Genomic DNA, 23,135 nt, shown 5'->3' on the forward strand with positions numbered 1-23,135 from the left:
CACCCCCGAAAATATTTAAGGACATTGGTTAAATGTCTTTTCATGTTCAAAGGGCTAAGGATTTCGATAGTTATTCCAGCGTACAACGAGGAAAAAAGAATAGGGAGTGTCTTATCAAGCATTCCTAGCTTTGTCGATGAGGTTATAGTTGTAGATGATGGGAGTTCCGATAATACTGCAGAAGTTGCAAAAACCCATGGAGCCAAGGTAATCAGAATGAACAGAAACAGGGGGAAAGGAGCTGCAATGAGGGAAGGAGTAAAAGTAGCCAGTGGAGATGTGATAGTATTCATGGACGCTGATGGCCAGCATGATCCAAAGGAGATTCAAAAATTGCTGGAACCAATAGCCCAAGGAGATGCAGACTTCGTCATAGGCAAGAGAGTTGTAAAGGCCGGTGAAAGGCCATTCATTAGAAAGGTCAGCAACTTTATAACAACGACGCTCATAAGAGTAAAAACAGGGCTCAAAGTTGAGGATTCTCAAAGTGGATTTAGGGCAATAAAAAAGGAATTTTTGCCAGAAATAAAGAGCGATAGGTATGAAGTAGAGACAGAAGTCTTAGTGAAATCTGCAAAAATGGGTGCTAGAATAGTTGAAGTTCCGATTTCAACACGGTATGATGTCGAGACTGGCCACTTTAAATTTGAGGATATCGTGAGGTTTCTGTATGTTCTGATAAAATATTGAGAGCATAAGGTTTAATTTTGAGGAACTCTAACTACTTTAGTTGAGGAACTCTAACTACTTTAGCTTGACTAAAAAATGAAATATCGCCCACTTTCAAAGTGAAGAATCCTGGAAAGTTTGGAGGTGATCCTATGAGGGGGAAAGTGAAAATACTCAACCTAGAGACTGGACATTTTACGATTTTCATAAATCCTCAGGACGCTAAAGTCTGGAAACTTCACCCAAATGATCTTGTAAGAGTGGAAACGGGGAAGAGGTCAATATATGGAAGTGTCGTAATTAGTGATTTTGTTGGTGAGGGCGAGGTCGGATTATCAAAAGATGTCTTATCCAGTTATCAGTTTTCTGAAGGAGAATTAGTTACTGTAACGCCAGCGGGAACTCCAGAGAGCGTTAGATACATTCGTAAGAAGATGAGGGGTGAAAAGCTTAGGAAAGTTGAAATCGAAACAATAGTAAAAGATATCGTAGATAGAAAGCTCAGAAACACAGAAATAAGCGCGTTTGTTACTGCAATCGAGATCAATGGCCTTGATATGGACGAGATAGCAGCCCTAACGATAGCAATGGCAGAGACGGGAGATATGCTTGACATAGACAGGAAACCCATTATGGACGTTCACAGTATAGGTGGGGTTCCCGGCAACAAAACTAACGTAATTGTGGTTCCAATAGTTGCCGCAGCAGGTTTAACGATACCAAAAACAAGCTCAAGAGCAATAACGAGCGCAGCCGGAACGGCCGATGTCGTTGAAGTCTTGACCAATGTTACCTTGAGCCTTGATGAAATAAAGAGAATAGTTGAGAAAATAGGGGCATGTCTAGTGTGGGGTGGAGCACTAAATTTAGCTCCAGCAGACGATTTGACGATCCACGTTGAGAGAAGGTTAAGTCTCGATCCAAGAGGATTAATGCTCGCAAGCATTATGTCCAAAAAATACGCTATAGGAAGCCAATATGTTCTCATAGATATTCCCACCGGAAAGGGGGTTAAGGTTGAGACATTAGAAGAAGCGAGGTCACTGGCTAAAGATTTCATAGAGCTGGGGAAGAGGCTCGGGCAGTACGTTGAGGTGGCAATAACTTACGGAGGCCAGCCAATTGGTCACACAATAGGGCCAGCACTTGAAGCCAAAGAAGCCTTAGAAACACTGATGACTGGTAAAGGACCAGGAAGCCTGGTTGAGAAAGCAATAGGACTAGCTGGAATCCTATTAGAGATGGGAGGAGCTGCTCCTAGAGGAATGGGTCGAAAAATGGCCAGGGAAATCTTAGAAAGTGGAAAAGCATATGAGAAGATGAGAGAGATAATTGCAGAGCAAGGAGGAGATCCAGACATAAAGCCTGAAGATATTCAAATCGGGGATAAAACTTACACAATATATGCTCAAGCGAGCGGATATGTAACGGGTATAGATAATAAAGCAATGACTGCCATAGCAAGGGAAGCCGGTGCTCCAGAAGACAAGGGGGCAGGAATAATGCTTCATGTTAAAGTGGGAGAAAAGGTCAAAGAAGGAGATCCGCTCTTCACAATACATGCGGAGAGCGAGGGTAAGCTAGACAAGGCAATAGTGCTTGCAAGAAGGCTAGAACCCATAAAAATTGAAGGAATGGTGCTACAAGTGATCGGGAACCTTTAATGTTTTCCGTGCTTTTCGTACCATCCCCATTCTTTTTTAGGCCCAAATGCCCTAACCCCTTTGTGAACTAATGTAACTCTCAACTGCTTTGCCATCTCCGGCGTGATTTCTCCCTGCTTTTCCATCCAGTTTATTATTTCCAAAGCCTCTTCGTCTGTTTCACATCTCCTAAGGAAATCTATTATTGTTGGGTTATATCCGGAGAAGTCTATTTTTTCTTCTTCCTCTTCTTCTAACACCTGATATTCATCAAGCCGTATTCCCGTTATTTCTATTCCTTCTTCTCCTTCTAGCTCCTTAGCTAACGCTGGAAACTTCTCCCTAAATTCTTCTATATCATATTCTTGCCAAGGTAACTCATCGATTGGCTTTTTCTTTCTCTCTGGCATCTTATTACTATGGGAGATTTAAAACAGTTAAATATTTTTCTCTTGAGCTTTTGGGAAGAGAGAAAGATATTTAACTTAAATGTACAAAAATCTGGTAAGATACTCCAATTCACTACTGGGGGGATTAACGTGGAAGGTCGCTCAATAGTCTTCGCCTCCGGAAAGGGTGGTACAGGTAAAACCACCACTGTTGCTAATATTGGAGTTGCATTAGCTCAATTCGGAAAAGAAGTAATACTTATTGATGCCGATATAACAATGGCAAACCTCAGCCTCATTCTTGGAATGGAAGATATCCCCGTGACACTTCACGATGTTTTAGCCGGAGAAGCCGACCTAAAGGACGCAATATACGAGGGACCAGCTGGTGTAAAAGTGATTCCGGGTGGATTAAGTTTAGAGAAAGTCAAAAAGGCCAGACCCGAAAGACTTAGGGAACTTATAAGAGAAATTGGCCAGATGGGAGATTTCATTCTAATAGACGCACCGGCAGGTCTTGAGTTAACTTCTGTAACGGCATTACTTATTGGAAAAGAGCTTATTATAGTCACAAATCCAGAAATTGCCGCCATAACGGATTCCCTAAAAACTAAACTTGTTGCTGAGAAACTTGGTACATTGCCCCTTGGAGCAATTCTAAACAGAGTCACAAGTGAGAAAACTGAGCTCAGTAAAGAGGAGATAGAAGCTCTGCTTGAAGTTCCTGTCATGGGCATTGTTCCGGAAGATCCAGAGGTAAAGAGAGCTTCTGCTTATGGAGTGCCCCTCGTAATTAAAAACCCGACTAGTCCAGCCGCAATAGCATATAAACAAATAGCCGCAAAACTTGCCGGAATTAAATGGAAACCTCCTGAGCCAGAGAGCCCCGTGAAAAGAATATTTAGGGCATTATTTGGGGGGAGGAGAAGATGAACTCGCTTCTAGTTGTTCTATTAATTTCAGTGCTCTTCAATATAATAATGCTCATGCTGTACTTCTCTGCCAAGAGAAATCCCTATTATGTAGTTTATGACGAAGAGACAAAGACCCAATTAAAGAGACGTGTGCTTCATTTAAAGGAGGATCTAGAATCAGAACTTGAAGAATTTGATGTCACTGAATGGGAGAAACAACTTGAGAAATCGTTGGAAGAAGAAATTAAAGAGCTTCAGTAAGCAAGAGCCCCAACTGCTCTCTCCTTTATTTCCCCGATTCTTCTAATACTTTCTACAGCTCTCAAAATGTCTAAGGCTATTTCTTTAAGTTCATCTGGAATTATACCACTCCCTGACTCGGCATATGACAGTACTTCCTCAAGAGATGCCTCAATGAGCTTGCCTTTGAACATCAACACGCTGTCATCACTAATAACAACTACAGCATCTGGATACGCAAGTCTTATCTTCATTTTAGTCACCTCCATTAACTATATAAAAATAAGAGGAGATATTTAAAGATTTGGATGATTATTGTTTCTTTTGTCTTCTTTTCTTTTTAATTTCCCGTAAATAGGGATAGCGCATGATATTTCCACATTCCAGGCATGTAACGACAACGTGAGGCATTCTTTTTGTCCTTAACCTAACCCTAGCATTAACTCCAGGAACTAAAAAAGCATGGCACTTTTTGCAGTATCTCCTCTTCCATTTTCTCGGAATTTTAACTTTAGCCTTTTTCTGCACTTCAAGGGCTAGTTCGACATATCTCCTAGCTAATTCAGGAGAATATGGGAAAACTCTTTCAGCAAGTGTGAATAGTGTGTCTATTCTTTCTTTAGCAACCCTTCTCTTCTCCCTTTTCTCCCAATCTCTTCTAACCAATTCTAAATCCCACCTAAAAATCAAAAAGGATTAATTAAGGGAGATCAACCCTTTGCTACTCCGATAGGCCTCATTCTTGCAACTAATTTTGCAATTCCTGCCTCACTAACGACTTTAACAACATTGTCGACATTCTTGTAAGCTCCTGGAGCCTCCTCAGCAACTACTCTCATGCTGGCAGCCCTTACATAGATTCCTCTCTGCAATAACTCATTCCTTATCCTGTCCCCTCTGTACTGTCTCGTTGCGGCTTTTCTACTGAGAACTCTTCCAGCTCCGTGGCAGGTGCTTCCAAAGGTCTCTTTCATAGCACCCTCGGTTCCAGCTAAAACGTAGCTTGCTGTACCCATTGAACCCGGTATCAAGACGGGCTGGCCAACATCCCTATATATCCTTGGAATTGCCTCATGTCCTGGAGGAAATGCCCTAGTTGCACCCTTCCTGTGAACTATTACAGTGACCTTCTTCCCATCTACTTCATGCTCTTCGACTTTACCAATGTTGTGAGCAACATCGTAAACTATGTCCATTCCAAGGTCTCCCTCCGGATCTTGCCTGAATACCTCCTGGAAACTCTCCCTTACCCAGTGTGTTATCATCTGTCTATTTGCCCACGCAAAGTTTGCTGCGGCCTTCATTGCTGAGAAGTATCTCTGACCTTCTTCACTCTGGAATGGGACACTGACAAGTTCTCTGTCTGGCCAAGGAATCCTGTACTTCCTGATAGCTCTCTCCATGATTCTCAAGTAGTCACTTGCTACCTGGTGACCTAGACCTCTTGAACCAGTGTGAACCATTACAACAACTTGTCCCTCAAAAAGGCCATATGCCTTGGCAACTTCCTCGTCGTAAATCTTATCAACAACCTGAACTTCAAGGAAGTGGTTTCCAGAGCCCAGTGAACCTAGCTGGGGTGCTCCTCTCTGCTTGGCCCTCTGACTCACGGCATCTGGATCTGCACCTTCCATCCTTCCTCCTTCTTCTAACCTCTCCAAATCTCTCTCCCAACCATACCCATTGTCTACTGCCCACTTTGCCCCATCAACAAGAACATCGTCAATTTGCGTCCAGTGAAGCCTTATTCTACCCTGGCTACCAACGCCAGAGGGAACGTTTTTGAAGAGGGTATCGACAAGTTGCTTTATCTTTGGTCTGACCTCTTTCTCAGTTAGATTTGTTCTGATTAAACGCACACCACAGTTGATGTCGTAACCAATACCCCCTGGGCTTATGACTCCTTCTTTAACATCGAAGGCTGCAACACCACCAATTGGAAATCCATATCCTTGGTGACCATCTGGCATTACAATTGAATACTTGTATATCCCTGGCAACATTGCAACGTTGGCGGCCTGTTCAAGAGTTCTATCACTTCTCATTTTTTCTATCAAGACTTCATCAGCATAAACTCTCCCTGGAACTCGCATCCTTTTATCAAACTTTGGGATTTCCCATCTTATCCTGTCAATTCTTTTTAGTGGTACGGTCATTGCCCACTCACCGGAATAGAAGTCAGACTTTGATCTTTTAAATTAACCGATCAAAAAATACACAATATTGTGCAATATTTCCAAAACCAAAAAATAAAAACGAAGTTACTTTTTAAGTTGACAATAACAAATCAGTTAAAATCCTCAGAGACTAAATTCTGGTAATATATCTGTCAAATTCTCTCGCGAAAAGTTTATAAGCCGTAATTTCTTATAAATACCTGACTTTCTAATTTTAGAGTTTTCAATATGCCAGAATTTTTCTAAAAACTTGAGGAGGTGACGAAAAATGGTTAGGGTTGCTATTATAGGCCAGGGATACGTTGCAAGCATTTTTGCAGTAGGATTAGAAAGGATAAAGAGAGGAGACCTTGGATATTATGGGATACCACTTGCAAACGAACTTCCAATTAAAGTTGAGGACATTCAAATAGTGGGTTCATATGACGTTGACAAGACTAAGATTGGTCTCCCACTCTATGAGGTCGTCCAGAGGTACTGGAGAGGAGACGTCCCAGAGAGCCTTAAAGAGGTCTTTATAAGAAAAGGCATACACCTAAGGAGCTTAAGAAACTTACCAATAGAAGCAACAGGTCTCGAAGATGAAATGTCACTTAAGGAAGCAATTGATCACCTCGTCAACGAGTGGAAAGAACTTAAGGTTGATGTCATTCTCAATGTTCCCACAACGGAAGCTTTTGTTCCTTTTGGCAAATTAGAAGACCTTGAAAAGGCAATTAAAGAAGAACAAAAGGACAGGCTAACAGCGACCCAAGTTTACGCTTATGCAGCAGCCCAGTATGCCAAGGAAGTTGGGGGAGCGGCATTTGTGAATGCAATACCAACCCTAATAGCGAATGACCCTGCCTATGTAGAACTAGCAAAGGATAGTAACCTGGTCATATTCGGTGACGACGGGGCAACCGGAGCGACACCACTCACCGCAGATGTTTTGGCACATCTGGCCCAGAGAAACAGACACGTACTCGACATAGCCCAGTTCAACATCGGAGGAAACACTGACTTCCTTGCATTAACGGACAAAGAGAGGAACAAGAGCAAGGAGTACACCAAGTCAAGTGTTGTTGAGGACATCCTAGGATATGACGCCCCACACTTCATAAAGCCAACTGGATACCTTGAGCCTCTCGGAGATAAGAAGTTTATAGCAATGCATATAGAATACATAAGCTTCAATGGAGCCAGGGATGAACTAGTTATAACTGGAAGAATCAATGACAGCCCAGCACTAGCAGGACTCCTTGTAGACCTTGCAAGGTTAGGAAAAATGGCAGTCGACAGGAAGGCATATGGAACTGTTTACGAGGTCAATGCATTCTACATGAAGAACCCAGGACCAAAGGAGGCCAAGAACATACCAAGGATAATAGCCTATGAGAAGCTTAGGCAATGGGCAGGATTACCACCAAGGTACCTCTGAAACTCCTTCCCAAAAGGTAGCAATTTTTAAATCCTTTATTTTCTAATTTTAAACCATGCCCAAACATTTTAAAAAAGGCGTTAAGAGAGAGCACCATTTCCTCAAAGGACTTGAGAAACCGCTTGAAGAAATAGCAAAAATTCCTGGTGTTAAAAAGGTGATTCCTGGAAGGATATATTCCTCCGATTCTAGGGGATTTGATATAAAGGTCTCGAGAGAGACCTATTCTGGATTAAAAATCGTTGCAAAAAGCGATGGGAGCGTTCAGGATGTTTTCCTCGTTGTTGACAAAAAAGACAGGGAAAGAGTAAAATTAGAAATAGAAAGACTTGCAAAAAAGTGGAGGAAGACTTAAAAATCCATTACGGATTTTAAAATCCATGATAGTTTATTTCATCGGAACTGGGGGAAGCGAAGGGATCCCAGTTCACTTATGTAATTGCTCCACATGCAATGAAGCAAGAAAATTTGGATTTTCTCAAAGAAAACCTTCAACCCTAGCAGTAATTGGGGAAAATGGAGAAGTAATTTTGTTTGATGTCGGAACGGATATAAGAGAATTCTTAAACACTCCCTTGAACGCAATATTCCTTACCCATTGGCATCATGACCATATATACGGCTTGTACAAGCTCAGGTGGACTGCCATGGAAACTACGCTTTACGCTCCAGAAGGACATGCTGACGCCCTCATACTTAATGATCCAAAAAACCTGAAGCCAGTAATAATTAAAGCCGGAGAGAAAGTCAAAATTGGAAGAATAACCGTAACAGCGATAAAGCTTAACCATCAAATAGAAACATTAGGGTATTACACAGAGGAAGACGGAAAGGGAATTGCCCTTCTATATGATACAAAAGGACTTCCAGAAAAGACATGGGAATTCTTTGAGGATAAAACTCCCATTAGACTGGCAATAGTAGATTCCACGTATCCACCAGGCTTCGAAGATCCCTATCACAACAACGTTGATGAAGCGGCAAGGATAGGAATAAAACTAGCAGAAAGAACGATACTGAGTCATATTTCCCACAAAAATCTCCCATTCCTTCAGCTAGTGAGGTATGTCAGGGGAAGGTGGGGGGATAAAGTTCTTGTGGCCTATGATGGAATGGTCTTCTATGTGTAGCGAAAAGGAAATAAGGGTTTAAGGAAAAAATATATCGCCCGACGAGTACTAAGGGTTGCGATGACGTCGGGACCCCCAGGGGGCCGACACTACGAAAATGGCCCCCAAACTTTTTAACCCCGCCGGCGGTTCTTTTTTCATGCTTGAAAAAGCTATTAAGGAAGCAAAAGAGTTTGGAGAGAAAACTGGAATCATAAATGAGAGAATTCTCGTATTATTCTCTGGGGGAAAAGACTCAAGTTTAACACTCTACCTGCTGAAAAAGGCAGGATATGATGTTTCTGCCCTAACGTTCTTCCATAAATGGAGCTGGCCGGAAGTTGTTAGATGGGGAATGAAGTTTACAAAATCTCTTGGTGTTGAGCATTATCTAATCAATATAACAGATGCCCTTCTTCAAAAAGCTACCGGAAAAAAAGGTCCAATATGCATACACTGCAAAAAGATCATGTTGTGGAATGCAAAATGGTTTGCATTGAACAATGACTTTGGTTTAATAGCCAAAGGGGATAACGCAAATGATAAGATAATTGGAACTCTACTTGACCAATGCCCTGGGGACATAAGACTTTGTGAGATACCAAAAATTGGAATACCAATTTTTAGACCCCTTATTAGATACAAAGCAGTGGACATTGAAAGAATGGCGGATGAAGCCCATATCAAGCCCTATAGAATGTACGAACACGGTAGAAGAAGACAGTGGAGAGAGGGGTGTCCTCTTCAGTATATCGACGAGGAAGAGAAGATAACGAAAGAGCTTATGGATCTTGCGTTTAAGATTAACTACGAAGTCAGCAAGATTGCCAGAAGAGAAAGAATTAGGGTAAGTGTCAGAGTTCCAAGCTTTGAAATTATGTGCTGGAACTGCAATAGTAGGGTTCTTGAGGAAGTCAAAAGGATAATAGGGAAGTATCAGTAGGGGAACATTATAACAGCAGCGACGGCTGCAGCGGGTTTATCCTTCACGGTTATCTCAGCCGAAACAACCTTAAACTCCTTAAGCTTCCAGCCTCTCACTCTGAACCCTTCCTCAACCATTTTCTTTACCATCTCCTCGGCTTCTTCCTTGGTACAATAACCCGCATATTCATATATCAATCCTCCCTCATTACCCTCGCTTATTCCAACCCCAAGAGCAGCACTTATTGTTGATCCCGGTTCATCGCTTTCTATGTGAGCATATACAGTTGGGAGAAGCATCCCTATTGGAATGTTCTTTGGGAGTTCGTCAAGCCACTCTATATGGGCGGGAATCACACTACTCAATTTTACGAGGTTAACATTTCCAATCCCCATCTTAAGAAGTGCATTGTCAAAGGCATTGAGTTTTGTCCCGCCCTCCGCCGTTGCAGATAGCATTATAGCCTTTTTTGGAGTTGTCCAGCTCATTTCCTCACACCCCCTTAGAACTCTCGCCAAACGGGTAAGTTGCTGGTTATCTTTTAAATGTTTCGCAAATTTAAGCTGTCCTAATTAAAAACAGAACCTTTTTACTGGAGCTTCTCTAGACCATAGAGTTTTAAACATGCCCTATTTAATCCAAAGTGGGGATATTAATGCTAAACACGATAGTTTTGATAAGAACCGACAACTTTGAAAAAGCAATGACAGCCTTGGCAGATTTGGTGAGATATGGCGGGATGAAAATCAGAGGGAAACCAAGGATAATCCCTCCAGCACTGTCAGACTGGGCGTTCGAACAGATAGTTGGGGAAAAGCCTAGAAAGAAAGTTAAAGCCCATGTAGTTGCCCAAATAGATTTACCGGCCTCAAAGGCAATTGGCAGAATAAGAGAGATACATCCCCCTGCACACATTATTGTAATACCCGTTGGAACACACGTGCATAGAGAATTATTAAGGCTGTGGGGGACATTTAAGGAGCTTAAGGGGTTTCACCCACCTAAAGAAGTCAAAAGGCCAGAGAACATTGAAATTGAATTCGAGGAGAACAGTGATGAAGAGATTTAAAAAACAAAAAGGAGTCATCCTCCAAATATAAGCTCTCTAAGCTTCTTTGGAACTTCCTCAATTTTCACCCTTATCTGTTCTCTCGTATCTCTATCCCTTATCGTTACCATGCCATCCTCGGGAGTTTGATTATCAACTGTAACGCAATATGGCGTTCCTATTTCATCGTACCTCATGTACCTTTTTCCAATGCTGTCTTTCTCATCGTAAACAACTATAAACCCCTCTTTCTGGAGGGTTCTGTAGAGGTCATAAGCTATACTGGTCAAAGGCTCTTTTGCAACTAGAGGAAGAACCGCAACCTCTATTGGAGCCATGTCCTTCTTTATCTTTAGATAGATCCTCCCATCCTCGTCCACAGTGAGGGAATTTTCGAGAAGCAGATAGAAAGGTCTGTCTATTCCAAAACTCGGCTCCAGTACATGTGGAACTATCTTTTCACCCGTTACCTTTTCCTCAACTTCCTTAATAATGAAGTCATCTTTATCAAGCTCATAACCCTCGATAACTATTTTACCCTTCTCCTCAAGCTCCTTAACGATATTTCTAAGCTCTTCTTGGCTCATCGACCTCAATTTTTCATTTATCTTCTTTGCATCAGCTTTGAGCTTTGGACCAACCTTCTTCATGTTTAGAGAAACTTGAAGCTTTTTGATTATCTTGGGCTTATCATAGTGAATCATTACAGTCAAATCCGCCCCGCTCATTCTCATATGCCTGCTTAAGTCATAGTTGGTTCTATAGGCCAATCCCACACATTCTACCCATCCAAATCTCTCACTATAAACTTCGGCATCCCACGTATCAGCAGAGTAGTGTGCCCTTTCCTCAGGTAGCTGTTGCCTAAACCTTATTTTGTCCTCAGGAATGCCTATATCCAGGAGAATCCTTTTTATCATGACCATGTAATATGCAAAGAATGTATTCATAACATAGCCTTTCTTAACCGCCTCCTCCGCTGTAACCTCTATCATTCCAAGATCCTTGAGTTGGTTTTCTATTGGATATAGCCTTAACACCTCATCCTTCACTTCGTCGAAGTGAGGATGTTCAGTTTCTTCGGGGTTAAAGAATATTTCTACCTCTGCTTGCGTAAATTCCCTAAGCCTTATCATCCCCTGTCTTGGGGAGATCTCATTCCTATATGCCTTTCCTATCTGGAACACTCCAAAAGGAAGCTTATTCCTCGCAAAAGCGTTAAGTCTCTTGAAGTTCACAAATATACCCTGGGCAGTTTCTGGTCTTAAATAGGCCTTCTTATCCTTATAGGGGCCAATGTATGTTTCAAACATTAAATTGAAATACCATACATCGCTTAGCTCTCCTCCACATTCTGGGCATCTCAAGTTGTGCTCCCTTATTATTTTGGTCATTTCTTCCGCGCTCTTGCCCTCTACGTCAATTCCCAATGCTTCCTCAATTAAATGATCTGCCCTAAACCTAGCTCCACATTTTTTACATTCAACTAGAGGATCAACGAACTTCTCAACGTGGCCACTAGCTATAAAAACCTGTTCGGGAGTTATATCGGGGGTTTCTATCTCAAAGAATCCCTCTCTAATAAACGCTTCCCTAATTTTCTTTTCTATTTTCCTCTTAATAGTGGCCCCCAGTGGGCCGTAATCGTAAAACCCTCTTGCTCCTCCATAAATCTCAAAACTTCCCCATGCAAAGCCTCTCCTTCTCATCAAGTCTTGAAGATACTCATACTTATCGAACCTCTCACCCATAGCCAAACCCCTTACTGAAGAAGGCTAAGGTCTAAAAAGCTTTGTCTATATGTGTTGGCGATATGATAAAGTTGAAACTTCCACATTCCCACTTTGAAGACGTTGGAGATAAGATTAGATTAGTCTGGAGAAGGACTCTAATAGCTGACTATGAGAAAAAAGAAATAGAAAGAGCAATAAAAAGGAAATTCAGAGCTAACGTAGAAGTTAAAGCCGAAGAAGGTTATTTAGTACTCAACACTGACAATGAGGAAATAGAAAAGTTTGTAGCATTTTTCATTCAAAACTACCTGGGAAGTAGGCTGAAAAATAGGTATACAAGAAGGAGAATACTGTACATACATGAAGGTCTGGATATTCCACTTCTCGGATATAATGCTTTCGGCCTGATAGACAGAGGAACAAACCTAATTCAAGTTAGGGGATCAACAGGATGTAACTTGAGCTGTATCTTCTGCTCAGTTGACGAGGGGCCATACTCAAGGACTAGGAAGCTGGATTTTGTGGTTGACATAGACTACCTCATGAAATGGTTTGACTGGGTCGCACAGCAGAAGGGAAAAGGCCTTGAAGCGCATTTAGATGCCCAGGGAGAACCTCTAATATATCCTTTCATAGTTGAGCTAGTTCAAGCCCTAAGAGATCATCCAAATGTTTCCGTCATCTCAATGCAAAGTAATGGAGTACTCCTTGATGACAAGTTAATTGAGGAACTGGCCGAAGCTGGACTTGATAGGATCAACCTCTCTATTCACTCCTTAGATCCTGAGAAAGCGAAGATGCTTATGGGAATGAAGAACTATGATCTTAACCATGTCCTTGAGATGGCAGAAGCGTTGGTAAATGCAGGGATAGATGTTCTAATAGCTCCCGTCATTATATTTGGAATTAATGACAATGAAGCGGAAGCATTCATAGAGTTCGCAAGAAAAATAGGTGCAGGGAAGAGATGGCCAGCATTAGGGTTCCAAAATTACATACCCTATAAATTTGGAAGAAATCCAACAATAGCAAAACCAATACCTTTCAAAGAATTCTATGAATGGCTTAGAAGGCTAGAAGAAAAAACCGGCATGAAGCCTCTAGTTTTAAAGCCCCACCATTTTGGCATGCACCCAAGGCCCTTTATACCATTAGCATTTAAAAGAGGAGAAGTCGTTAAAGCGGAAGTCGTTCTCCCTGGAAGGATTGAGGGCGAAATGATTGCCAAGGCAAGAAATAGGCTCATTCAAGTTATAAATACAGATGCTAAGGTTGGTGACAAAATAAGAGTAAGGATAGTTAGAACTAGGCATGGGATTTACGTTGGAACGAAAGTTTAGAAAAGTTATTATAGAAAAATCATGAGCAGTCATAAAGGTGTTCATAAATGATGGGTCATGGAATCGGAACATTTCTGGCACTAGGTTTTGGAGCGTTGGTAGTGGCGTTCATAGTGTACCTTGTCATAGAAGCCGTTTTCCTATATTTAGGAGCAAAGCTTGCTGGTATAGAAAAGGCCACATTCGGAAGGTCATTTTTAGCTGCACTACTCCTCGTAATTCTAATGCCAATATTTGGGCTAATATTCGGCCTGATATTTTCCTTCATCCCAATAATAGGGCACCTAATTGCCCTTATCCTCTTATTCATCGTTGGTTTATGGATAGTAAAAACAGTCTTCGATACTGGATGGATCAAAGCATTTATAGCCCTCTTGCTAGCATTTGTGATAGCCATAATAGCGGGAATAATCTTAGGAGCACTACTGGGCTTTTCACTACTCGCGTTTCTCTGAAAATTTTTAAATTTCCCTCTCTTATATTTTAATGGCGGGCTTATGATGAACTTTCCCTACGGCCTGAGCCATATGGCGATGAGGAATACAGCCAGGGCTGATTTTGGTGAGCACAAATGGTCGTGGCAATAATCTCAGACATTCACTCAAACTATGAAGCCCTAAAGGCGGTATGGAGAGAAGTGAAGGATGCAGAATTTATTGTCTGCCTTGGTGACTTGGTAGGGTACGGAGCCAGCCCAAATGAAGTAGTTGAGTTTATGAGAGAGTATATTGAGAAGGGTAAGGTTCTATGTATTAGGGGAAACCACGATAATGCAATAGCATTTGGTGCAGACTGGCACTTTAATCCTTATGCGAGGCAGGCCGTCAGATGGCATCAGAAGGTAATGACACTAGAAAACCTTGAGTTTCTAAGATCACTTCCAGTACGGCTTTTCTTCAAATATGGAGAAAGAAGCTATCATATGGTTCACGGTTCTCCAAGGGCTCCCCTAGATGAATACCTGTTTCCGTGGCTCCCGGATTCTGAGTTTGCCGACTGCCTTAGGTATATAAGGGAGGACGACCTATTGGTTGGACACACCCATGTCCCAATGCTGAGGGATATAAGGGGAAGGAGAGTTATTAACCCTGGAGCAGTAGGCCAACCCAGGGATGGGGACTGGAGGGCAAGCTATGCACTCCTATATGAAGATGGTAAGGTAGAGTTCTTTAGAGTCGAATACGATGTCGAAACTGCAGCCAGCAAAATAATAGACGCTGGATTGCCAGCTTTCCTTGCAAAAAGATTATTCGAGGGGTATTAACTTTGACCTCTCCTTACTAACTTCAACGAGATACTTCTTACCCCTATATTTCAGTTTCAACTTTATTTTCCTAATTTTCCCTGGAAGTACTGGATTTTCAATTTTAATTGAATTGTCATCTATTTTAACTCCACAGAGCCCCCAGAATATTACCTGCCAGACTCCACCAGCAGTTGCAATGTGAAGGCCCTCTGATGTATTTTTATAGATATTTTCTAGATCAACATTTGCACATTTTAAAAGATACTGATACGCTATATCCTCTCTTCCTATCCATGAAGCTACTATAGCATAGGGAGGCATTGAAAGAGAGGAGGCGTGAGTCGTTCTCTTTATGTAATAATCAAAGTTTGATTCCATTTCCTCCCTTGTGAATTCATCTCTCAGAAGAAACATTGCAGCAATTACATCGGCTTGTTTTACTAGCTTTGTTTTTTGAAGATTCTCCCTTATTCTCAAAGGAAGCCTCCCTTCACCCACTTCAAATATATCCTCCAAAATGTAATCTTCTAGTTCAAAGTATCCATCAAATTCCTCATATACGTTTCCAACTTTCTTTGGGATTTTTATCCTCCTTGCAATTTCTTCCCATTGCCAGATTTCCTCATCAGAAACACCAAGTTCTCTGACCTTCTCCCTGAACTTTTCATCCCTACAGTACTTAACAGCCAACAATAAGTTACGGCGAGCCATTAGATTCGTAAAGAAATTGTTATTCACATGTTCATGATACTCATCTGCACCTATTACCCTATTTATTACATATGTATCCCCCTCTTTCTCTACTCTACTGGCCCAGAATCTGGCTGTTTCTACTATTATTTCAAGTCCATAGTTTTTCATAAAATCGTCATCTGATGTGAACTTATAATACAAGTCTACAGAATATGCTATGTCAGCAGTTATGTGATGCTCCTCTTCCCCAGTGTATATCCTAATTTTTCTCTCACCAATCATGTCAAGCGGAATCTCTCCAGGTGTTGCCTCTTTTCCATCATCCGCAGACTCCCAGGGGTATTGGGCTCCCTTAAAACCATTTTTCATCGCATTTAACCTAGCTTCGGGGAGAAGATTGTACCTATATAGAAGAGCTCTTTTTGCAATTTCAGGAAAAGTTGCGATGAAAAATGGCAAGACATATATTTCCGTATCCCAAAAAACGTGGCCCCTATATCCAAAACCGTGTAAACCTCTTGCCGGGATTGAAACCTTTGAAGAGTATGGAGCAACTTGAAGGAGATGGAATATATTAAAGTTTATTGCCAACTCAAGATCTTCATCACCCTCGATTTCAACCCTTGCGGTATCCCATAAGTTCTTCCAATATTTCCTATGACTATCCACTAACTTGTCAATACTTTCTCCTCTATATTTCTCCATTAACCTTTCAGCATTTCCATCTGAGACAATGATGTACTTTATAAATTCGTATTTGTAACCCTTCTCAACTCTAATCCTACTGATTTCACTTATGTTGTCCTTTCCACGAACTACTTCTCTTTCAACGTTGTCATAGGGGGAATAAAGACCCGTCCCAAACTCTAACCTATACTTGCCATCCAAAGTCTGAACCTCAGAATAAATTCCAAGATCGTTTTCCCATACTTTAATTGTTTGATAATGCTTCACCCGGATGTATTCTGTATAAGAGGGATTCGTTGTGTTAGTTTCTATAGGGTTCACTAGGATTATCTCCCCAGAAAACTTAGGAATAAATTCAAATTTTATTAAACCGAGATTCTTTTCCTTTCCATGAACTATCACGGTGCTCTTATATTCTAAAAGGTCATGTAGAACCATGTTTCTAAGTTCGGCATTAATTAGGTCTAATGTCCTCTTTACTTTGCAGTTTCTAGCCGAAGGATAAAAGGGTATCCCATCTAAGTGTATGTACAATCCAGAAACCCTTGGAGCATTTATTATTTCTCGATAGAAGTACGGTGTGTAATCATAGACTCCTGCAACAATTGTCCCAAACTCTGATTGCTCAAGTTCCAAATCTCCCTTAATGCTAAAATACCCATTAGATAATGTGAAGATTGTGGAATGTTCTTTCTCCTTTGGATTTTTTCCAATATATTCAACGGTGATCTCCATCCCCACCACCTCCAATAAGGGAGAGAAGAGTATCTACTGACAGCTCTCCAAAACTTGAAAATCTAAAATCCGCCTCCTCCAGAGATGATTCTCTCTCATACCCTAATGTTATCGCTCCAATAGCTTTTCCAGCCCTTATTCCAGAGGGAGCATCTTCAACAACAAAGAAATATTTAATTTCTGGAAAATTTAGTTTCAATTCTTCCTTAGCTAGTTTAAACACATCTTCTTTTGTTTCTGCTCTTCCACTAACATTTAGGTCAAATATTTCAAGAAGAGATTTATTATTAACCTTTATCTTCCGAGCAAGCTTTTCTGCATTTTTAGATGCTGAAGCAAGAGCATTCTTAATTCCTTTCTCTTTTGTTTCGAGTAGGAATTTAATTGCTTCCCAGTTTACCTCATATTCCCCCCTTTCGAACATTTCGTTAACAATTCTATTTTTTAATTCAGCGAACTCCAGTAGAAGCTTTAGCTTCTCTTCTTCAGTTTTGACGCCTAGTTTTTGATATATCCCAAGACGAGAAAGTATATTTGCAGCCCCCTCATATCTAGGTCTACCCGACACATACTTAACAAAAAAGTCATGGGTTAAAGTGGCCCCATACATTTCAGTGGCTATTTTCCATGCCTTCTCATGAGGCGTGAAAACTAAAACCCCATCAAAATCCCAAATAATTCCAATCATCCCTCAACCCTCTCTATTGTGACTTTCTGAGCCTCTATATCTTCAACCTCTGCATCGAAACCGCCAACACTAAATACCCCCTCTTCTGTCTCCAGAACGAAGTTACTTATGATCTCTGATTTGTTAATCCCTCTAACTCTGCCAAAAAGCTTGATTGGAGTTCCTTCCCTTACATCCCTACCTTCCACCGTTACATATGGTGAGTAGCCCATTCTGAGAAGAGACTCTAGTTCATCTAGTACGAGAGAAAACTCCAAGAAATCCTTGGGATAAACATCAGTTCCTGGTTTCCATCCTATAACCTCCTTTGCCTTTCTCCATAATACATTGTGGATGTTTAAAAGACGTAGGAGGAGATCCTTTTCATGAATTTCATACCCATAGATTTCCGTTGAAGATGGAGGTAATTTTGTTGGACTGAAGAATCTTCTTTTAGAGTAGATGGCCTTTGATAAGTCACCTATGACTAGAAGGAAATTCCCCAACTCTGACACCCTTATTCTGACATTGGTTGAATGCTTCTTGAAATCATCATGGAACGCCACTTTCTCAGGATAAACGAGAACATATACATTTACTCCCCTTCTAACGGCATTTAGAATGTAATCCTCAACTTTTTTGAAGATTTGATAAGGTACTTCAAGCCTTAGTTCAATTTCACTAGAATTTATGACTTCTATTATGCCCGCAATAATGCCCTCAAGACTTCTTATTATAGAAATGTATGGTTCTTCGTTAGAACTTACCGTTTTCAAGTACTCAAGCTCTTTAACTAGGGAACTCTTTAACGAGTCTAGTTTCATTTTTTGAACATCTATTATGGCTCCAATATCAACCGCAGTATATACTCTCGGTCTTCCCGCTGAAGCCTTAATGAATCCTTTCCTTATGAGACTCTGAATTATATTATACAGTTGAGGCTGATGAACATCTAAGGTATCGAGCAGATCTTTGACGGTTGCTCCTCCTTTGCTCCATATTGTGACATATACCTCGGCTTCTCTCTTTGTTAACCCAAGTTCTTGAAGGGATTCAATAATCGTCGGGACTATTGACAACTTCTCACCCCCACCTTCATAATTATCAAGTTCTTACTATATAAGCATTATTGTAATTATTACAGAAAAGTTTATATAAAATCATTGTAGTATAAAATTTGAAGACCCCCTAGGGGTGATTATTCATGAAGAGAATTTCCACAATCTTGTTAGTCTCCATATTAGTCCTTGCAATTGTTGGATTAGGATGTATAGGAGGGACAACACAAACTCCTCAAACTCCCCAGACAGTAACAGTAACCCAAACCCAAGTCCAGACAAAAACTGAGACAAAAATTCAAAGTCAAGTCTTTATAAGATTCGCTGGCTGGAGTGCCGGAGAGACTGAGATGAAGAACTATGAGAAGATAATCAAAGAGTTCGAGAGAAAGTACCCCAACATAAAGGTCAAGTATGAGGTTATACCACAAATGTTCCACGAGAATATTCTTGCATCTTTCGGTGCTGGAGTTGCACCAGATGTGTTTTATGTAGACAGTTCTTGGGCTCCAATTTTCATAGACAAAAATGCCCTATACCCAGTCTCTGAACTTGCAAGCAAAGAGTTCGTTGATATGTTCTATCCATTCCTGCTAAAGCCTTTCGAAAAAGATGGAAAACTCTATGGCTTGCCAAAAGATTGGAGTATGTTAGCCTTGTTCTATAACAAGAAGATATTTGAAAAAGCAGGACTAACTAGACCCCCACAAACCTGGGACGAGCTCCTAGAATACGCAAAGATAATCACCGAAAAGACAGGGATTCCAGGCTTAGCAATATATGTTGGAGGATTCAATAGGTACGTACCAGTTGCAGTAAGCAACGGGGCTCCAAGACCTTGGTTCGAAAAGCCAGAAGATGCCTCCTGGTTTGACAATCCTATCGTAAGGGAGACCCTGAAATGGTATATCGATCTGTACAGGGTAGGGTATGTTGAGCAGACTAAAAACGGTAAGAAACCATATGTTGTGCAACCAAGCGACGTAGGAGCTGGATGGTTAGGGGATGCATTTGGGCAGCAAAAGGTTGCTATGGTAATAAGTGGAAATTGGATGATACCCTTCCTTGCAGATCAGTTCCCCAACTTCAAATATGGAGAAGACTGGGACATAGCCCCAGTTCCAGCTGGAAAGAAAGGAAGAGTCACAATGGCCTATACAGTCATTTTGGGGATAAATTCAAAGTCAAAACATGTAAAAGAAGCTTGGGAGTTCGTTAAATTTGTTGTAGGTCCAGAGGGACAAAAAGAGTTGGTAGTTAAGGCTGGTCATACATTACCTAGCATAAAAGGCTTCGAAAACGATCCAAATCTATGGCCTCAGCATAAGAAAACTCTCTCCTTCATACCCCAGTACAAGGAACTCATAGTTTTCATCTGGGGGCCAAAGTCAGGGACGTTAGAGAGCAAATTCAGCGACGCAATGGCTTCAGCGATGAGGGGAGAAATAAGTGTTGACGAGGCTATAGAAATTATGAAGCAGGTCGTACAAGAAGAACTCGGAGGATGAGTGTAGTATGAGGCTTTTTTCTTTTCAATCTTTTTACGAAAAGGCTAGAAATAAAGAAATAGTAGCTGGCCTATCTCTAATATCTGTGGCTGTAATCCTGAATATCATATTTGGGTATTTTGCGATGATATTTGCATTCTATCTCAGCTTTTTTAAGTGGGATTATATAGGGGAAATGAAATTTGTAGGCCTTCAGAACTATAGAATTGTACTAAATGACATTTTTAGAGGACTTAAGGGAGCACCTTATCTTCTCGCACCATTTTATACAGGTCTTAAGAACATTCTTATATATACTGCAATAGTTGTGCCAATCCAGACATTCCTTGCAATAGTTCTAGCTGCATTTGCAAATCAAAAAATTAGAGGTCAACAGTTCTTTAAGGTCTCATACTTCTTACCCGCAACTACATCTTCCGTAATAGTTGCTCTCATCTTCATATGGTTATTCATGAAGAATGGATTCATAAACTACGTATTAACCCACACAATTCCAGGTTTTCAACCAATTGACTGGCTTAATGACAGAAACTATCTTCTTCTCGCTATAGCGATGGTAGCAATATGGGGAACAAGTGGCCATTTTATGGTGTCGTTCTTGGCGGCAATGCAAGCTATACCTAAGGACATCTACGAAGCAGCAATGCTAGATGGAGCTGGGCCAATAAGAAGGTTCTTCTACATAACTTTACCTATGCTAAAACCAATGATAACATATGTAGTTGTCATGGGAACGATAGGAGCACTTCAAATGTTTGATTTGGCATGGGTAATGGCCGGAGCTAATGGTGGACCAGGTGGAGCTGGATATACAGTTGCCCTTGACATATATAATGAGGCATTCACAAGGATAAGACCAGGAGTTGCGGCTGCAAAAAGTTGGGTTCTCTTTGCGATAATATTCACAACAACCTATATTTTCCAGAAGAAGTATGGGAGGCAAGAGAGATGACGAAATTTAAGAAAAAAATTTGGATAACAATCACATATATTGTCCTAATAACGTTCGCCCTGGTATATCTCATGCCCTTTTTAAGATCGATAGTGGCATCATTCATGACATGGGAGCAGGCATCAAAATATCCCCCAGAATGGATACCAAATCCCTTCACACTTGAGAATTATCGCAAATTGTTTAGGCTAGAACTTTTCCCAAGATGGATACTTAACACCTCCATATATGCTGGAATAATAGTTGCAGGAAACGTAATCTTCTCTACAATGGCTGGGTACGCATTTGCAAGGCTGAAATTCCCAGGGAGAGATGCAATATTTTCTGCCTTGCTCTCATTACTCATGATTCCAATGTTTGTAACCCTTGTTCCAAACTACATTATAATATACAAGTTGGGATTAATAGACAACATCTTTGGCCTTTCACTACTTGGACTTACAAATGTCTCGAGTATATTTCTGATGAGACAATACTTCCTATCACTCTCAAATGAAATATTCGAAGCAGCAAGACTTGACGGATGCGGGCCTATTAAGGCGTTCTTCTATATTGCATTGCCATTATCAAAACCCGCACTAGGGGCTATTGCAGTATACCAGTTCTTAGGTTCCTGGAACGCGTTTATAGGACCTCTAATCTTCCTCAGAAGTCCTGAGAACTTTACATTACCAGTAGGTCTAACGTTTGCATTCCACAGATCAATGTGGACTGAATATACTCCAATCATCGCAGGTTCTTTAGTAGCTTCAGCCCCCACTATAATCCTGTTTATTGTATTAAACAAGTATCTGATTCGTGGAATAGTAATAACGGGAGGGAAGGGATAATGGCGAGGGTATATTTGGAAGGTGTTACAAAAGTCTTTGGAAATGTTGTTGCTGTCGATAATCTAACCCTTGAAGTTAAGGATGGCGAATTTATGGTTCTGCTAGGACCCTCTGGATGCGGAAAATCAACAACATTAAGGCTAATCGCTGGATTAGAAAAACCCACAAAAGGTAATATTTGGATCGGAGATAGGATAGTTAACGAGATTGATCCAACAAAGAGAAACGTTGCCATGGTCTTTCAGAGTTATGCTCTATATCCTCACATGACAGTTTTTGGAAACATAGAATTTCCACTAAAAATGAGCGGGGTACCAAAGAATGAGAGAATTAAGAAAGTCAAAGAAATTGCAGAATTCCTAGGGATTTCTGAGTTACTCAATAGAAAGCCACATGAACTAAGTGGAGGTCAACAGCAAAGGGTTGCACTTGCGAGAGCATTAGTAAGAGAACCAGAAGTTTTTCTCTTAGATGAACCACTTAGCAATTTAGACGCAAAGATAAGAACTCAAATGAGGTTTGAACTTAAGAAATTACTTAGCTATGATCTTGGAGTAACTACAATCTACGTCACACATGATCAAATAGAAGCAATGACAATGGCAGATAGAATTGCGGTTATGAATAAGGGAAAACTCCAGCAAGTAGGAACTCCAGAGGAGATATTCTACAAGCCAAAGAACACTTTCGTGGCAACATTTGTAGGTAGCCCTCCGATGAATTTAATTCCTGGAAGAGTTGTTGAAACAGAAGAAGGTGTCAAGTTTATTGCCGAGCATTTCGAACTTCTCCTAGATAAAGATATTATTGGGAAAAAAGTCTTGGAAACGATAAAAGAAAAAGACGTGTTACTCGGATTTAGACCACAGCATGTGGAGGTGTCAATTTCTGAGAAACCAGGATTTATAAAAGGGGAAATTTTAGGGGTTGAAAAGTTGGGAGTTGAAAGTTTTGCCCATCTGAACTACGGAAACTCAGAAATTGTTATTAGATTACCAGAAAACCTAACTCCGAAGAAATACATATACTGGAGACCAGAACTTAAAAGGATATACATTTTTGACTCAAAAACTAAGGAAGTCCTATTCTTCTGATCTTTAGTTATATTTGAAGGTTAATACTTGGAAAATTTTATTACCAAAGAAGCTAATT

25 protein-coding genes are annotated in these 23,135 nt (G+C 40.8%); 16 read left to right on the plus strand and 9 right to left on the minus strand.

What is annotated here, in order from left to right; genetic code table 11:
• The first annotated feature begins 42 nt into the window (after positions 1-42).
• Positions 43-690, plus strand: coding sequence for a glycosyltransferase family 2 protein (locus PY04_RS07775; RefSeq protein WP_048056107.1), 648 nt, complete (start codon positions 43-45; stop codon positions 688-690).
• 131 nt (positions 691-821) lie between these two features.
• On the plus strand, positions 822-2,333 hold the full coding sequence (locus PY04_RS07780) for an AMP phosphorylase (RefSeq protein WP_014734579.1): 1,512 nt from the start codon (positions 822-824) through the stop codon (positions 2,331-2,333).
• On the opposite strand, the gene PY04_RS07785 is transcribed toward PY04_RS07780, so the two are convergent.
• Positions 2,330-2,722: a DUF2095 family protein gene (locus tag PY04_RS07785; protein ID WP_014734580.1), complete on the minus strand. Its 393-nt coding sequence runs from the start codon at positions 2,720-2,722 to the stop codon at positions 2,330-2,332. The genes PY04_RS07780 and PY04_RS07785 overlap by 4 nt on opposite strands.
• Positions 2,723-2,851: 129 nt before the next feature.
• Between PY04_RS07785 and minD the strand changes: the two genes are divergently transcribed.
• Together minD and PY04_RS07795 are read left to right on the plus strand one after the other, a co-directional pair.
• Positions 2,852-3,634, plus strand: coding sequence for a cell division ATPase MinD (gene minD / locus PY04_RS07790; RefSeq protein ID WP_014734581.1), 783 nt, complete (start codon positions 2,852-2,854; stop codon positions 3,632-3,634).
• Positions 3,631-3,876: a hypothetical protein gene (locus PY04_RS07795; RefSeq protein ID WP_014734582.1), complete on the plus strand. Its 246-nt coding sequence runs from the start codon at positions 3,631-3,633 to the stop codon at positions 3,874-3,876. The genes minD and PY04_RS07795 overlap by 4 nt, the downstream gene beginning before the upstream one ends.
• On the opposite strand, the gene PY04_RS07800 is transcribed toward PY04_RS07795, so the two are convergent.
• From PY04_RS07800 to PY04_RS07810, 3 genes are read right to left on the minus strand one after another with little or no spacing between them, the layout of a single operon-like run.
• Positions 3,870-4,124, minus strand: a complete 255-nt coding sequence (locus PY04_RS07800) for a hypothetical protein (protein WP_237710118.1) — start codon at positions 4,122-4,124, stop codon at positions 3,870-3,872. The genes PY04_RS07795 and PY04_RS07800 overlap by 7 nt on opposite strands.
• Positions 4,125-4,167: 43 nt before the next feature.
• A complete protein-coding gene (locus tag PY04_RS07805) occupies positions 4,168-4,521 on the minus strand; it encodes a ribonuclease P protein component 4 (protein ID WP_014734584.1) in 354 nt (117 codons plus the stop codon).
• A gap of 44 nt (positions 4,522-4,565) precedes the next feature.
• Positions 4,566-6,011, minus strand: coding sequence for an RtcB family protein (locus tag PY04_RS07810; RefSeq protein ID WP_048056108.1), 1,446 nt, complete (start codon positions 6,009-6,011; stop codon positions 4,566-4,568).
• Positions 6,012-6,300: 289 nt separating this feature from the next.
• Here PY04_RS07810 and PY04_RS07815 point away from each other — a divergent pair, with 289 nt between their 5' ends.
• The 4 genes from PY04_RS07815 to PY04_RS07830 all read left to right on the plus strand — a co-directional run bounded on the left by PY04_RS07815 (position 6,301) and on the right by PY04_RS07830 (position 9,504).
• Positions 6,301-7,452, plus strand: coding sequence for an inositol-3-phosphate synthase (locus PY04_RS07815; protein ID WP_014734586.1), 1,152 nt, complete (start codon positions 6,301-6,303; stop codon positions 7,450-7,452).
• A gap of 55 nt (positions 7,453-7,507) precedes the next feature.
• A complete protein-coding gene (locus tag PY04_RS07820) occupies positions 7,508-7,807 on the plus strand; it encodes a DUF2103 domain-containing protein (protein ID WP_014734587.1) in 300 nt (99 codons plus the stop codon).
• Positions 7,808-7,832: 25 nt separating this feature from the next.
• Complete coding sequence (locus PY04_RS07825) at positions 7,833-8,582, plus strand: MBL fold metallo-hydrolase (protein WP_014734588.1); 750 nt, start codon at positions 7,833-7,835, stop codon at positions 8,580-8,582.
• A 139-nt stretch (positions 8,583-8,721) separates the two neighbouring features.
• Positions 8,722-9,504, plus strand: a complete 783-nt coding sequence (locus tag PY04_RS07830; RefSeq protein WP_048056109.1) for a 7-cyano-7-deazaguanine synthase — start codon at positions 8,722-8,724, stop codon at positions 9,502-9,504.
• Here PY04_RS07830 and PY04_RS07835 read toward each other — a convergent pair.
• Positions 9,498-9,974, minus strand: coding sequence for a pyruvoyl-dependent arginine decarboxylase (locus PY04_RS07835; protein WP_014734590.1), 477 nt, complete (start codon positions 9,972-9,974; stop codon positions 9,498-9,500). The two genes, PY04_RS07830 and PY04_RS07835, sit on opposite strands and share 7 nt — an antisense overlap.
• 167 nt (positions 9,975-10,141) lie before the next feature.
• Between PY04_RS07835 and PY04_RS07840 the strand changes: the two genes are divergently transcribed.
• A complete protein-coding gene (locus PY04_RS07840) occupies positions 10,142-10,555 on the plus strand; it encodes a DUF356 domain-containing protein (RefSeq protein ID WP_014734591.1) in 414 nt (137 codons plus the stop codon).
• A 14-nt stretch (positions 10,556-10,569) separates the two neighbouring features.
• On the opposite strand, the gene glyS is transcribed toward PY04_RS07840, so the two are convergent.
• Positions 10,570-12,285 (minus strand): glycine--tRNA ligase, encoded by a 1,716-nt coding sequence (glyS, locus tag PY04_RS07845; protein WP_014734592.1) that lies wholly within the window; start codon positions 12,283-12,285, stop codon positions 10,570-10,572.
• A gap of 62 nt (positions 12,286-12,347) precedes the next feature.
• Here glyS and PY04_RS07850 point away from each other — a divergent pair, with 62 nt between their 5' ends.
• The 3 genes from PY04_RS07850 (at position 12,348) to PY04_RS07860 (ending at position 14,871) form a co-directional block, all read left to right on the plus strand.
• Positions 12,348-13,607, plus strand: coding sequence for a radical SAM protein (locus tag PY04_RS07850; protein ID WP_014734593.1), 1,260 nt, complete (start codon positions 12,348-12,350; stop codon positions 13,605-13,607).
• A gap of 47 nt (positions 13,608-13,654) precedes the next feature.
• Positions 13,655-14,062 carry a hypothetical protein gene (locus PY04_RS07855; protein WP_014734594.1) on the plus strand — a complete coding sequence of 136 codons (408 nt, stop codon included), beginning with the start codon at positions 13,655-13,657 and terminating at the stop codon, positions 14,060-14,062.
• Between the two features lie 116 nt (positions 14,063-14,178).
• Positions 14,179-14,871 (plus strand): metallophosphoesterase, encoded by a 693-nt coding sequence (locus PY04_RS07860; protein ID WP_014734595.1) that lies wholly within the window; start codon positions 14,179-14,181, stop codon positions 14,869-14,871.
• On the opposite strand, the gene PY04_RS07865 is transcribed toward PY04_RS07860, so the two are convergent.
• Genes PY04_RS07865 through PY04_RS07875 form a run of 3 tightly spaced genes read right to left on the minus strand, consistent with a single transcriptional unit; the run spans position 14,854 to position 18,714 of the window.
• A complete protein-coding gene (locus PY04_RS07865) occupies positions 14,854-16,968 on the minus strand; it encodes a glycoside hydrolase family 65 protein (RefSeq protein WP_014734596.1) in 2,115 nt (704 codons plus the stop codon). The genes PY04_RS07860 and PY04_RS07865 overlap by 18 nt on opposite strands.
• Entirely contained in the window at positions 16,952-17,656 is a 705-nt protein-coding gene (locus PY04_RS07870) for a beta-phosphoglucomutase (protein WP_014734597.1), read from the minus strand. Before PY04_RS07870 ends, PY04_RS07865 begins: the two co-directional genes overlap by 17 nt.
• Positions 17,653-18,714 (minus strand): TrmB family transcriptional regulator, encoded by a 1,062-nt coding sequence (locus tag PY04_RS07875; RefSeq protein ID WP_014734598.1) that lies wholly within the window; start codon positions 18,712-18,714, stop codon positions 17,653-17,655. The genes PY04_RS07870 and PY04_RS07875 overlap by 4 nt, the downstream gene beginning before the upstream one ends.
• Before the next feature lie 125 nt (positions 18,715-18,839).
• On the opposite strand from PY04_RS07875, the gene PY04_RS07880 reads away from it, so the two are divergent.
• From PY04_RS07880 to PY04_RS07895, 4 genes are read left to right on the plus strand one after another with little or no spacing between them, the layout of a single operon-like run.
• Positions 18,840-20,201, plus strand: a complete 1,362-nt coding sequence (locus tag PY04_RS07880; RefSeq protein ID WP_014734599.1) for an ABC transporter substrate-binding protein — start codon at positions 18,840-18,842, stop codon at positions 20,199-20,201.
• A gap of 7 nt (positions 20,202-20,208) precedes the next feature.
• Positions 20,209-21,153, plus strand: coding sequence for a carbohydrate ABC transporter permease (locus PY04_RS07885; protein WP_014734600.1), 945 nt, complete (start codon positions 20,209-20,211; stop codon positions 21,151-21,153).
• The gene (locus PY04_RS07890; protein ID WP_014734601.1) at positions 21,150-21,983 is read left to right on the plus strand and encodes a carbohydrate ABC transporter permease; all 834 of its coding nucleotides are present in this window, start codon (positions 21,150-21,152) and stop codon (positions 21,981-21,983) included. The genes PY04_RS07885 and PY04_RS07890 overlap by 4 nt, the downstream gene beginning before the upstream one ends.
• Positions 21,983-23,077: an ABC transporter ATP-binding protein gene (locus PY04_RS07895; RefSeq protein ID WP_014734602.1), complete on the plus strand. Its 1,095-nt coding sequence runs from the start codon at positions 21,983-21,985 to the stop codon at positions 23,075-23,077. Before PY04_RS07890 ends, PY04_RS07895 begins: the two co-directional genes overlap by 1 nt.
• Positions 23,078-23,135 lie beyond the last annotated feature (58 nt).

Source organism: Pyrococcus sp. ST04 (genome assembly GCF_000263735.1).
GTDB lineage: Archaea > Methanobacteriota_B > Thermococci > Thermococcales > Thermococcaceae > Pyrococcus.